Annotated in this window: 7 protein-coding genes; 5 read left to right on the plus strand and 2 right to left on the minus strand. The window is 71.7% G+C overall.

Annotated features, from left to right (window positions below; all coding sequences use genetic code 11):
* Positions 1–24: 24 nt before the first annotated feature.
* The 3 genes from DAETH_RS13075 to DAETH_RS13085 are packed head-to-tail and all read left to right on the plus strand — an operon-like array spanning position 25 to position 3,987.
* A complete protein-coding gene (locus DAETH_RS13075; protein ID WP_264775316.1) occupies positions 25–1,023 on the plus strand; it encodes an ATP-binding SpoIIE family protein phosphatase in 999 nt (332 codons plus the stop codon).
* The gene (locus DAETH_RS13080; RefSeq protein ID WP_264775317.1) at positions 1,020–2,804 is read left to right on the plus strand and encodes an ATP-binding protein; all 1,785 of its coding nucleotides are present in this window, start codon (positions 1,020–1,022) and stop codon (positions 2,802–2,804) included. The genes DAETH_RS13075 and DAETH_RS13080 overlap by 4 nt, the downstream gene beginning before the upstream one ends.
* Positions 2,797–3,987, plus strand: coding sequence for a sensor histidine kinase (locus tag DAETH_RS13085; RefSeq protein ID WP_264775318.1), 1,191 nt, complete (start codon positions 2,797–2,799; stop codon positions 3,985–3,987). The genes DAETH_RS13080 and DAETH_RS13085 overlap by 8 nt, the downstream gene beginning before the upstream one ends.
* 98 nt (positions 3,988–4,085) lie before the next feature.
* On the opposite strand, the gene DAETH_RS13090 is transcribed toward DAETH_RS13085, so the two are convergent.
* Together DAETH_RS13090 and DAETH_RS24535 are read right to left on the minus strand one after the other, a co-directional pair.
* Positions 4,086–7,355: a GAF domain-containing protein gene (locus DAETH_RS13090; protein ID WP_264775319.1), complete on the minus strand. Its 3,270-nt coding sequence runs from the start codon at positions 7,353–7,355 to the stop codon at positions 4,086–4,088.
* A 610-nt stretch (positions 7,356–7,965) separates the two neighbouring features.
* On the minus strand, positions 7,966–10,257 hold the full coding sequence (locus DAETH_RS24535; protein WP_319993716.1) for an ATP-binding protein: 2,292 nt from the start codon (positions 10,255–10,257) through the stop codon (positions 7,966–7,968).
* Between the two features lie 206 nt (positions 10,258–10,463).
* Here DAETH_RS24535 and DAETH_RS13100 point away from each other — a divergent pair, with 206 nt between their 5' ends.
* Both DAETH_RS13100 and DAETH_RS13105 read left to right on the plus strand, forming a co-directional pair.
* A complete protein-coding gene (locus DAETH_RS13100; RefSeq protein ID WP_264775320.1) occupies positions 10,464–11,630 on the plus strand; it encodes a Gfo/Idh/MocA family protein in 1,167 nt (388 codons plus the stop codon).
* Positions 11,627–12,763, plus strand: coding sequence for a Gfo/Idh/MocA family protein (locus tag DAETH_RS13105; RefSeq protein WP_264775321.1), 1,137 nt, complete (start codon positions 11,627–11,629; stop codon positions 12,761–12,763). Before DAETH_RS13100 ends, DAETH_RS13105 begins: the two co-directional genes overlap by 4 nt.
* The last annotated feature ends 466 nt before the right edge of the window (positions 12,764–13,229 follow it).

The following is a 13,229-nucleotide window of genomic DNA, read 5'->3' on the forward strand; positions in this document are numbered from 1 at the left end:
GAATCTGAAAGGGTGGGAGGCGACATGCGGCCCGGCCTGAGGTACGTCATCCACGAGGCGAGCGGCGTCGGGGACGCCCGGCGCGGCAGCGTGGAGTTCGCGCGCACCCTGGGGCTGGGTGAGGTGCGTCAGGGCGAGGTGGCGATCATCGTGACCGAACTCGCCTCCAACCTCGTCAAGCACGCGGGCGGCGGCGAGGTGCTGGTGCGCGCCGTGGAACAGCGGGCCGCGCCCGGCCTGGAAATCCTGGCCCTGGACCGTGGCCCGGGCCTTGCCCGCCCCGCCGAGATGTTGCGTGACGGGTACTCCACGGCGGGCACGTCCGGCACCGGCCTCGGCGCGGTGCGCCGCCTGTCCGCCGCCTTCGACCTGCACTCGGCACCCGGCCTGGGCACGGCGGTGCTGGCCCGGGTGGAGGCGACCCCGGGTGGGGAGGCGGAGGCATTCGACATCGGAGTGGTGCAGGTTCCGTACCCCGGCGAGACGGTCTGCGGGGACGGGGCGACGGTGTCGCTGTCGCCCGATGGGGTGAGCGTCCTCGTGGTGGACGGCCTCGGGCACGGCATCGGCGCGAACGCCGCCGCCCGCGCCGCCAGGGCCGCCTTCGACGCGGCGGGGGCCACTGACCCGGCAGCACTCCTCCAGGCCGTGCACGAGGGGATGCGCGGCACGCGCGGCGGGGTCGCGGGCGTGGCGGTGGTGCGGCCCGGCCATCACGAGGTCGTGTTCAGCGGGATGGGCAACATCGGCGCCACGGTCATCACGGACGGAAGCCGACGCGGCCTGGTGTCGCAGAACGGCACGCTGGGCCTCACCGCGCCCCGGGGGCAGGCGTACACGCTGCCGTGGACAGGGCACAGCGTCCTCGTGCTGCACTCCGACGGGCTGACGTCTACCTGGAATCCCGAGCGGTACGTGGGGTTGCTGCGCAAACCTGCCGCCCTCATCGCGGGCGTACTGTACCGCGACCACGCCCGCGGGCGGGACGACGTGACCGTCCTTGTCGTGAAGGGCACGCCGTGAGGCTGCTGACCGTCCACGTGCGGTCCGAGCGCGACGTGGTGGACGCCCGGTCGCGCGCCAAGCAGATCGCCGGGCTGCTGCACCTTCCCTCCCAGGAGGGAGTACGCGTGGCGACCGTCGTGTCCGAACTCGCCCGCAACGCCCTGAGCTACGCAGGCGGGGGCCGGGTGCATTTCGACGTGGAGACCTCAGCCGCCCCGCCGCTGCTCGTCGTCGAGGTGGGGGACCGCGGGCCGGGCATCAGGAATCTGGAGCAGATCCTCGGCGGTGGGTACGAGTCGAGGACCGGCATGGGCGTGGGCCTGGCAGGCTCCCGGCGCCTGATGGACACCTTCCACGTGCACAGTGCCCCCGGAACGGGCACAACCGTGCGGGTGGGCAAACGGCTGCCGGGCACATTGAATGCCCTCGACCTGGAGCGGGCTGCCTCGAACCTGGGACGCACCCCACCGGGCGATCCGGTGTCCGCTCTGCAAGCCCAGAACCAGGAGCTGCTGGAGACCCTGGCAGCCCTGGCCGAACGCGAGGAGCGCCTGCGCTTCGTCAACCAGGAATTGGAGGACACCAACCGCGGCGTGGTCGCTCTGTACGCCGAGCTGGAGGAGAAGGCCGAGCGGCTGCGCGAGGCCAATCAGCTCAAGACGACCTTCCTGTCGTACATGAGCCACGAGTTGCGCACGCCGCTGCACTCCATCCTGGGCCTGGCCCGCATCCTGCTCGCGCGGCTCGACGGCGACCTCACCCCCGAGCAGCACAAGCAACTGGAGCTGATGCAGGGCGCGGCGGGCGACCTGCTGGGCATGGTGAACGACCTGCTCGACCTCGCCAAGGTAGAGGCGGGCAAGACCGACGTGCATGTGACGACCTTCGCGGTGGGTTCGATGTTCGGGGCGCTGCGGGCCCTCTTCGCGCCCCTGGTCACCAACCCCGATGTGCGGCTGGTGTTCGAGGAGCCGCGAGACGTGCCCCTCCTCACGACCGACGAGGGCAAGGTCTCCCAGATTCTGCGCAACTTCATCGCCAACGCCCTCAAGTTCACCGCGAGAGGCGAGGTCCGGGTGTCGGCCACGGCGGATCCGGCGGGTGGAACCGTTCGTTTCTCGGTGCAGGACACCGGCATCGGCATTCCCCCCGCCGACCAGTCCCGGCTGTTTCAGGACTTCGCGCAGGTGGGCGGGGCGGGCCGAGCCGCGGCTGGAGGCACCGGGCTGGGCCTGTCCATCGCCCGGAAGTTCGCGGAGCTGCTGGGAGGCCGCGTCGGGGTGCAGAGCGGGCCGAACGCAGGGTCGCTGTTCTATGCGGACATTCCGCTGGTATTTCCAGACACACCCGAGGTTCACACTCCCGAACCGGACGACCCGGGCGAAGTGCCCACCCCCGCCGCACGCCCAGCGGTGCTCGTCATCGACGACAACGAGGCGGACCGCTACCTGCTGACGACCCTGCTGTCCCGCGAACACTTCGAGGTGCATGCGGCGCCCGGCGGACGCGAGGGTCTGGCACACGCCCTTGAACGTCCCTACCACGCGGCCTTGCTGGACCTGAACATGCCCGACCTGCCCGGCACGGCGGTGCTGCGGGAGTTACGTGCTCACACGGCCACACGGGGCGTGCCGGTGCTGATCGTGACGTCCCAGGTGCTGGACCCCGCGGAGCGTGCCGAACTGGAGGACCTCGGCGCGTCGCTGCACGCCAAAGCCCGCCTCTACGCGGGCGACACGGCCGAACTCATGACCGCCCTGTGGCGCGCGGTCCGGCACGCGGAGCTTCCGCATGAGTGAGCCGCGCGTGCTCGTGGTCGATGACAACGCGGCGGGCCGTTACGTGACGGTTCGCACCCTCCAGGCAGGCGGCTACGGGGTGCGGGAGGCAAGCACCGGGCAAGAGGCCCTGTCCGCGGCCCGCGAGGAGCCGGACCTGATCGTGCTCGACGTCAACCTCCCGGACCTGAGCGGCCTTGAGGTCGCCCGTCAGCTCCGGGAGGGGCCCGGGACGCTGCACGTGCCGATCCTGATGGTGTCCGCCGCGCGCCTCGCGGACGCCGACCGGGTGCGGGGCCTTCAGGGCGGCGCCGACGCCTACCTCACCCACCCTATCGAGCCTGCCGTCCTGCTCGCCACGGTGCAGGCGCTGTTGCGCGCGCGCTTCGCCGAGGCGGAGTTGCGCAAACTCAACCGCGAACTGGAGAGCAAGGTCGCGGCGCGGACGGCGGAACTGGCCGAGCGCAACGCGGCCCTGGAGGAGGGCGCGGTGAGGCTCGCTCAGCAGGCCGCCCGGCTGGAGCAGGCCAACGCGGGCCTGGAGGCCTTCGCCTACTCGGTCTCGCACGACCTGCGCAGTCCGGTGAGGCACGTCGGGTCCTTCGCGGGCCTGCTGCGCCGTCACCTGGGCGAGGGTGCCGACGGGCAGACCCTGAAGTACCTGGAGACCATCGAGCGTTCCGCGCACAGCATGGACGCCCTGATCGGGGGGCTGCTCGCGTTCTCACGCTCCGGCCTTCAGGAGATGGAGGTGGGCCAGGTGGACCTGAGCGCGCTCGTGCGTGACGTTCAGGCCCAACTCGCCGTGGACGCGGGGGACCGCAGGGTCGAGTGGGCCTGCGGTCCCCTGCCCGTGGTGCCGGGCGACGCCCGATTGCTGTGGTTGGTGCTGGTGAACCTCCTGGACAACGCCCTGAAGTACACCCGCACGCGCGAGGCAGCGCTCATCGAGGTCTGGGCTCAGGAGCGGCCGGACGAGTGGGCGATCTTTGTGCGGGACAACGGGGTAGGCTTCGACTCGGCCTACGGCGAGAAGCTGTTCGGGGTGTTTCAACGCCTCCACCATCAGGAGGAGTTCGAGGGCACGGGCGTGGGGCTGGCGAACGTGCGCCGGATCGTCACGCGGCATGGAGGGCAGGTGTCGGCCCACAGCGCGGGCGGCGAGGGCGCGACGTTCGGCTTTACCCTGCCGAAGTCCCGTTGAGGGCGGGCCTTTCGTCGGCCCGGAATGACGGTTTTCTTCCTCCTCGGTGCGAGCAGCGGACGCGTCCACTGGCCCCTGCCCCCTCCCTCCGGCTGCCGTCACCCCTCCGGGAGGGTGAAGAAGAAGGTCGAGCCGTGGCCCGGGGTGCTCTCCAGCCACAGCCGCCCGCCGTGCCGCTCGACGATCTTCTTGCACACGGCGAGCCCGATCCCCGTGCCCTCGAACGCCTCCCGGCCATGCAGGCGCTGGAAGATCACGAAGATGCGCTCGAAGTACTGGGGCTCAATTCCGATCCCGTTGTCCTGGACCGAGAAGCGCCAGAAGTTCCCGTCGCGTTCGGCAGAAACGTGCACCCGGGGTGCCACCCCCTCGCGGCGGTACTTCAGCCCGTTCGAGATCAGGTTCTGCAACAGTTGATCGAGTTGCTGCCGGTCGGCGAGCACCACCGGCAACTCGCCCCGGGTGAGGGCCGCGTCCGCGTGCCCACCCTCCGCGCTCAGGCGCCGAGCCACCTCGTCGAACACCGCGGCGGCGTCCACCAGCACCGGCTCACGCTGCTGGGTATGCACGCGCGAAAAGGCGAGCAGGTCGTCCACCAGCCGCTTCATGTGCTCCCCGCTGTTCGTGATCTGGCGCAGGTACAGGCGGCCCCGCTCGTCCAGGTGCTCCCCGTACTTGCGCTCGATCACCCCGGCGAAGCTCGTCACCGCGCGGATGGGGGCCTGGAGGTCGTGGGAGGCGATGTACGCGAACTGCTCCAGCTCGGCGTTGCTGCGCGCGAGTTCCTGGGTGCGCCGGGCGAGTTCCCCCACCCCCTCGGCCCGCTCCAGGGCGAGGCCCAGACTGCGCACCACCGTCTCCATGACCGCGCGTTCGGCACTCGACCACGGGCGCGGCTTGCCGAACAGCACCACCGCGAACACGCCCTGGGGACGCCCGTTCAGAAGGACCGGAAAGGTGGCGGACGCGCCGAGGTGGGCCACCAGGTCACCGATATTGTCGGTGTTCTGGGCGTACTGATCCTGGTAATACGGGGCGAGCGTCGTGTAGGGAATGAGGAGGTTCCCCGCCTCGTGGTACGGAAGACCGGCGTCTGCCACGGCCTGGAGGGCCTCGCTGCGCAGGTCCCCCGTCTGGGCCCGCTTGACCCAGCGCTCGCCCTGGGGCTCGAAGTACAGGGCGTAGCCGCCGGGCAGGAGGGACAGCACCACCTCCTGGGCGCGCTGGATCAGCACGTAAGGATCGTCGTGCAGGGCGAGGTCGCGGGTGAGGTCCGCGAAGCCCTCCAGAGCCCGGGTGCGCGCGGCGAGTTCGGCGTTCTGGCGTTCGAGTTGCCGGGCCCGCTCTCCCCGCTCCAGGGCGAGGTTCAGGCTGCGCCCGACCGCGCGGAAGAGCAGTTGGTCGCGCTCACGCCACTGCCGACTGCCCCGCAGCCCCAGCGCGAGGACGCCGCGCACCTCGCCGTCCACGATCATGGGCTTGTGAGCGGCGCTGCCATACGCTTCCGTGAGGGCCATCCGCTCGCGCTGGGCGTCCCAGGCGTTGGTGAACACCGCCTGCCGTTCGCGTACCGCCGCCGCGAGGGCGGGGGTCTTGTGCGGAACCCCCGCCGTCAGCAGGGCCACGAGGTCCTCCCCCAGGTCGCCGCTCCACACCCGGACCTTCCACCGCTCGCCCTCGGGTTCGAGGTACACGGCGCTGCCCTCCGGGAAGCGCGCCCGCAGCACCTCGGTGGCCTGCCGCGCGAGGGCGCGGACGTCCGTCTCCGCGCCCGCGGCCTCGGTTAACGCGGCGAAGGCCGCCAGAGCCGCGCGTTCCTCGTCCAGCTCCGCCGACTTCACCCCCCGGTCCAGGGCCAGTTCCAGACTCTGCCGGGCCGTCTCGATGACGGTCCGGTCCACCTCGCTCCAGCCCTCCCGCCCGTACCGCGCCAGGCCCAGGACACCCCGCACGGCGCCCCCGGCCCTGAGGGGCAACATCGCGGAGGCCGCCACTTGGGGCACGTGTTCGGCCAGGTGGTCGGTCCGGGGGTCGTACTGGGACTGGTAGTACGGCTCCCCCGTCTCGAAGGGGACCCGCAGACTGCCCGTCCGGTCGTGGGGCAACCCCCCGTCGTGGGCCCGCCTCAACTCGTCGTTGCCGTACTCCCCCAGCAGGCTGCGGACGTACCAGCGGTCGCCCTCGCGCTCGTAGTACGCCGTGACGCTCAGGGACAGCAGGTCATACAGCACCCCCTGCGCCCGGCGGATCAGGGCCCCCGGGTCCGTGACGAGCGAGAGGTCGCGGCTGAGTTCCTCGAACGCGGTGAGGGCCCGGTTGCGCGCGACCAGTTCGGCGTTGCTGTTCTCCAACTCCCGGGTGCGCTCGTGGACGCGCTCCTCGAGCCGGGCGTTCAGGGCACGCAACTCCTGCATCTGGCGGCTGTCCGTGAGGTCGCGGTTGATGGCGACGGCGGCGACCACCTCGCCGTCGACCCGAATGGGCGCGGCGGAGGAGCGGATCAACCGGTCCTCCCCCGTCCGCAGGTGGCGCACGAGCACGTCGTAGGTGTGGGGCTGGCCGCCCAGGGCGATGGCGAAGGCCTCCTCCTCGGGGGCGAGCCGTTCCAGGGTGTCCGGGTTGCGGTTCTGAAGCTGCTCGGCGAGCAGGTGGATGTTGCGGTTGAGGTCGCCCAGGGTCCCGAAGCCCAGCATCTCCAGCGCGACCGGATTGGCGCGGGTGATTCCGCCCGCGCCGCCCACGTAGACCGCTTCGGGGAGGCTGTTCAGAATGGCTTCGAGTTCGGCGTTCTGCCGGGTCAGGTCCCGGGTGCGCTCCTGCACCTGCCGCTGGAGGTCCAGCGTCAGCCGGGCACGGCCCAGGGCGATGGCGCACTGGGAGGCCAGGGTGCGCAGGAAGCGCCGCTCCTCGGGCGTGAACCTGTGAGGCTCCTGAAAGTCGAGGACGATGACGCCCAGGGGAGCCTCGTCGAGGAACATGGGCAGCACGGCGGTGGCGCCGGCGGCCACCCCACCCGTCCGGGCCTCCAGCTCCGGGTAAGCGCGGGTGAGGTCACCCTCATGCTCGAAATAGAGGGCCTCGTGCCCCTTCAGGGCGTCCCCGGCAGGAACGTGGTCGCTCAGGGGACCGTCCTGCCACAGGGTCTGGGCCCCCTCCTCGTCCCCCTGGGCGGCGGCGACCTCCAGGCGCTCACCCTGCACCAGGAGCACGGCGCCCGCGACGGCGTTCAGGGCGCCGAGGGCAGGTTGCAAGACGATCGAGAACACGTCCTCGGGCGTGCTCGTCGCGGCGAGAGCTTCGGTGACGTCTTGCAGGCGCTCACTCAGGGGCACGCGCGCAGGAGCGTCCGCCCCGGGCTGGATGGACATGCGGGCAAGATACTGTCCGTCAAAAGCACCGGAGATGACCGATCCCTCACTGTCCGGGAAGAAAAATCTGGTGAAGGCCGGAGTGAAGCTCCAGGCCGCACCGGGTGGTGGAGCCCGTCGCTTCAGGCTGACGCGTTCGCCTGTCTGCCTTGGTGGGCCAACCCACATCCCTAGCCCGTCTAGGACACACCCGCCCACGCCCAACCAAGAGGGTGAAGAAACGGCTTCGGAGGCGAGTCGGCGCGGGAAGCGTTCATCCGGTCCGGTCGGGGGGTAAGGTCACGGCGTGGCGGGGGCTGGCGAGTGGCCAGAACCTCAAGACGGGGAGCAACGCCCCAGGCCCGTAACCCGCAAGACGGGGTCGGCAGCCGTTACGACGATCAGCGCCGTGAAGCAGCCCTTCCCCTGGCAGAGTTGCTTCAGACGGAGCAGGCGGGCGGCGGGCCAGCTCCACAAGGGCTGAAAGCTTGACCACTCTGACGCGGTTGAAGGACGTACTCGCCGCTCTCGAACAGCATCACCCGGTGCCACACGGGAGGGCCGGGAAACGAGGCGGACAGGTGGTGAAGGGTTCAGTCCCCGACCGTCTCCCAGGTGGGAGTTCCACGGGTCAGGCCAGGCCCTGTTCCAGCGCGTACCGGGTGGCTGCGGCGCGGCCCCGCACGCCGAGCTTGGCGTAGACAGAACTCACGTGGTCGTTGACCGTGTATACCCCGCTCCCCAGCCGGGCCGCGATCTGCTTGTTGCTCAGGCCACGCGCCAGCAGGGCCAGCACCTCCGCCTCGCGGGGGGTCAGGGTCACCAGGGGGTCGCCCGGGGCCGCGCCGGGGGGGGTAGGCGGCACTGGGGACGTCTCCGGCGTGAGCGTCAGGGTCAGTGCCTCGGCCTCGGACAGGGCGCGGCCCTCCTCTAGCGCCCGCGTGAAGCGCTCCTCCCCCAGGCGGCGGCGCACCTCGGGGAGTGCGGGCTCGAACATCTGGCGCTCGACGGGGGCGATGATGTTGCGCGTCTCCCGCAGCCCCTCGCCCGCGCCCCAGAGCCGCGCCGCGTGCTCGTCCTGCCCACGCCGAGCGGCGAGCATGGCGAGGCCCTGCACGGCGGCGGCCTGAACGGGGGGCACGCCGACCCGAACCGCCTCCGCCAGCGCCGCCCGCAGCACCTCCTCCGCAGGTGGGAGGTCGCCGCGCCGCAGGTGCAGCCCAGCGCGGGCCAGGTCCACCCAGCCCAACAGGCTGCGTTCCCCGAGCCGCGTGCCCAGCTCGCCCGCCTCCCCCAGGTGGGCCTCGGCCTCGTCCAGGCGCTCCTCCAGCACGTCCAGCCAGCCGAGCAGGCTGAGGTTCAGCGTGGTCAGCCAGGTGTCGCCTGAGGCGCGGGTCGTCCCCAGGCTCGCCCCGAATTCGGCGCGGCTGGTGGCCCGGTCCTGCGGCATCACGCTCAGGCCCAGCGCGTTCCGGGCGTAGGCCTCGCCCTCCCGGTCCCCGGCCTCGCCGAACGCGGCTAGGCTCTCCCGCGCCAGGCGCCCCGCGTCCCCGAAGGCCCCGCGCCGGAAGTCCATCACCGAGCGGGCGTACAGCACCCACCCCCGGGGGGAGCCGCGCAACTCGTGGCCCCGGCCCAGCGCTTCGTCCAGCAGGGGCGCGGCCTCGTAGTCCGCGCGCAGGGACCACATCCAGCCCAGCGTGCGGGCGAAGTCGCCCAGACGCCCGGGCTGCCGTTCCAGCCAGACCCGCATGGCGGCCAGCAGGTTGGGCCGGGTGGCCTCCAGCCGCGTGTACGTCCGGGCCTGCTGGGGCCCGCGCAGGGCGGCGTGCAGGTCGAGGACCCGGGCGAGCGCGTGTTCCGCGAGGCGGGAGCGCATCAGGTCCAGCTCCCCCGCCTCCGTCAGCCGCTCCAGGGCGTACTCGCGCAGCGTCTCCAGCATGCCGAAACGCGCGTCGTCCCCCGGGAGCTGGCGCACCAGGCTCTTTTCCGCCAGCGAGGTGAGGCCCTCCAGCACGTCGAGGTCGCCGTCCACGTTGCACACCGCCTCGGCAGCCTCCAGCGACCAGCCCCCCACGAACACGCCCAGCCGGGCGAAGAGCCGCTGCTCCTCGGGGGCGAGCAGCCCGAAGCTCCAGTCGATGGTCGCCCGCAGGGTCTGGTGCCGGTCGGGCAGGTCGCGGGCGCCGCCGCGCAGCAGGCCCAGGCGGTTGTCCAGCCGGGCGAGCAGGGTGGCGGGGGGCAGCAGCCGCACCCGCGCCGCCGCGAGTTCGATGGCGAGGGGCAGCCCGTCCAGCCGCGAGACGATCTGGCCCAGCGTGACGAGGCGGTCGGGCGTGGGCGCGAAGCCCGGCTGCACGGCGTGCACCCGCTCCAGAAAAAGCTGCACCGCCTCGCCCTCCCCCCGAGGACTCGGCAGGGACAGCGGCGGCACGGCGAACTCGTGCTCGCCGTACAGTCGCAGCGGCGAGCGGCTGGTCACCAGCACGGTGAGGTCCGGGGCGCCGCGCAGGAGGTCGGCCACCTCGGGGGCGGCGCCCAGCACCTGCTCGAAGTTGTCGAGCACGATCAACCGCTGCCGCCCGCGCAGGAAGTCGCGCAATACATCTCCGGTGGGGCGCTGCGATTCCTGAAGCCCCAGGGCCGCCGCCAGGGCTCCCAGCACCCCGCCCGGGTCCCGCACGGGCGCGAGCCCCACGAAGGTCACCCCGTCCTCGAATTCGCCCGCGAGCCCCCGGGCGACCTCCAGCGCGAGCCGCGTCTTGCCCACCCCGCCCGGCCCGGTTAGGGTGAGCAGCGAGACCTCCGGGCGACCCAGCAGGGCTCGGACCTCCTCTGCCTCTCGTGCCCGACCAACCAGGGGCGTGGCCGGGGAGGGCAGGGCGGAGCGGTCCGGGAGGGGGACGTGACCTGGGGAAGACATGGGGTGGGGTCCTCCTCGTCGAGGGCGCCGTTGCGCGAAGGCATCTCCGCGTCCGGTTGTGGATGCGCCACAGCATAGCGCCCCCGGCCCCCCAGAACTCCGCCCCGCCCACCCCCTGATTCTCGGGATGTGCGGGGACCGCCAGTCGACCTACCTTCGGGGCGTACGACCAGCCCCCTTCAAACCGTTTCCACTCCCGCCGGATCATGACCATGCCAAACCCAGAGACCCAACCTGTTGGCCCGGTGGCCCTGCTCCTCGGCGGCGGCTTCACCGCCCGCGCCCACCTGGAGGCGCTGCGCCGCCTCGGCATTCCCGTGGCGGGCGTGATCGCCTCCGCCCCCGAGCACACCGAGGACGTCGCCCGCCGCTTCGGGGTGCGCCCGTACCCGGACACCTGGACGGCCCTGCACGACCCCCGGGTCACCGTCGTCCACGACTGCGCGCCCAGCGACGTGCATGTCGAACTCAACCTCGCCGCCCTCAAGGCGGGCAAACACGTCTTCTCGGAAAAGCCGCTGGGCGTCACCGCCGGGGAGACCCGGCGCCAGCTCGACTTCGCCCGCGCCTCGGGGCTGCGGCACGGGGTCCACTTCACCTACCGCAACTACCCGATGGTGCGCGAACTGCGGGCCCGGGTCCGGGCGGGCGAACTGGGCGAGCTGCGCTTCATCCGGGGCCACTACCTGCAGGACTGGCTGCTCTCGCCGGGCGACTACAACTGGCGCCTGGAGGCCAGCGCCGAAGAGACCCGCGCCCTGGGGGACATCGGCTCGCACCTGCTGGACCTCGCCCGCTTCGTGACCGGCCTGGAGCCCGCGCGGGTCCTCGCCCGGCTGGCGCAGATGCACGGGGTCCGCTACCGGCCCGGCACGCTGGGGGACGGGCCTGTCCCCTTCCCCGTGCAGGCCGAGGACCAGGCGACGCTGCTCGTCGAGTACGGCGGGGACGTGAGCGCCACCTTCGAGGTCGCACAGGTGTATGCCGGACACCGGAACGACCTGGAGATCGAGCTGATCGGCACGCGGGCCAGCGCCCGCTGGCGTCAGGAGCGCCCGGAGGAACTGTGGCTGGGCCGGGCGGGCGGGCCGGACGAGGTGGTCCACAAGACGGCCCTCCTGGTTCCGGACGCCGCCGCCCTCGCCCACTACCCCCCCGGCCACCCCGAGGGCTACCCCGACGCTCTCACCAACGGCATCCGCGCCTTCTACGCCAGCCTCGCGGGGGAGGGGGCCGAGTCCCCCACCTTCGCGGACGGCCACGCCGCCGCCCTGGCCGTCGCCGCCGCCGTGAGGAGCCACGGCGAGAGGCGCTGGGTGGACCTCGCGGAAGTCGAACCCGCCGCCCCCGCCCGACAAGGAGTGACCCCATGACCCAGCCCGACCCTTCCCAGCCGCGCGCCGCCGTCATCGGCATCGGCTTCATCGGCCACGCCCACATTGAGGCCCTGCGCCGCCTGAACGTGCCCATCGCGGGCGTCCTCGGCCACGAGGAGGGCTACACCCGCCGGGAGGCCGCCAAACTCGGTCTGCGCCCGTATCTCAGCCTGGACGAACTGCTCGTGGACCCCGAGGTGACGGTGGTTCACCAGTGTGGCCCGAACGACGTTCACGCCGGGCAGAATCTGCGGGCGCTCGCCGCGGGCAAGCACGTCTTCTCGGAAAAGCCGCTGGGGGTGTCCGTCGAGGAGTGCGAGCGGCAGCTCCTGGCCGCGCGGCAGGCGGGGCGGCGGGCGGCGGTGAACTTCACCTACCGGGGCTACGCCGCCGTGCAGACCCTGCGCGAGATCGTGCGGGGCGGCGAATTGGGCGACGTGACCTACCTGCGCGGTCACTACCTGCAAGACTGGCTGCTCTACGCGACCGACTTCAACTGGCGGGTGGGTGCCCCCGCCCGGGAGACGCGCGCCGTGTCCGACATCGGCTCGCACCTCTCGGACCTCGCCCGCTTCGTGACGGGCCGGGAGCCCGAGCGGGTGTTCGCGCGCTTCACCACCTTGCACCCGGAAAGGCGGCGTCCGGTCGGGGAGGTGCAGACCTTCGCCCAGGGGGGCGGGCAGACCGAGCCCTTCACCGTCACCACCGAGGACCAGGCGAGCCTCCTCGTCGAGTACGCGGGCGGCGTCCACGCCAACTTCGAGCTGGCGCAGGTCGCGCCCGGCCACAAGAACGACCTGGAGCTGGAGGTGCAGGGCACCCGCGGCGCGGCGGTCTGGCGCCAGGAGCGCCCCGAGGAGATCGAGATCGGCACCCGCGAGAACGTGCGGACCGTGCGCCTCAAGGACCCGGGCAGCGCCTTCACCCACTATCCCGGCGGTCACCCGGAAGGCTACCCCGACGCGATCACCAACGTCATCCGCACCTTCTACACGGGGCTAGGTGGGGCGGGGAGCGACCGCATCGCCACCTTCGAGGACGGCCTCGCCGCCGCCCGGTTCGTGGAGGCGGCGTTCCAGAGCCACACGGAGGGCCGCTGGGTGGACACCCGGCAGGAAGTGGCGCGGTAGGGGGCGGGTTGCTCTCCAGAAGAAACCGCAGTCATGCCAGTCTTTCTCTTCTCCGGGGAGGTGCCTGGACGCCCCGCCTGGCCCCCTGACGCCGTGCCCGTTTCGCCCCGCAGTTCCTCAAATCCCTACCCCCTCTGCCTCGCAACCCTGCGGATAGAGGGGTTTTCGTTGTTGTAGACGTTCTTTTCCCCTTTGAGACATCCGCGCCCGTTTCTTGGCTTGCCACGGAGGGGCACGGGTGTCTCTCGCATGAACCAGTGTTCCCGCTCGTTTGGAGCCGCCACAGGGGAGCCCAGCGACACCCCCCTACCTTCCCCCCAAACCTGGGGGTCTCCCTACCCCCCAAATCGCGTGTGCGGTTTTCCCCAAATCCTCGGGATGTGCGGAAAAGGGGTTCCCACTAGCCTCATGTCACACCGAAGGACCCCTTCCGAAGCCAGACGCGAGTTCTGCACCGCGTGTGGAC

This window comes from Deinococcus aetherius, assembly GCF_025997855.1.
Classification (GTDB): Bacteria; Deinococcota; Deinococci; order Deinococcales; family Deinococcaceae; genus Deinococcus; species Deinococcus aetherius.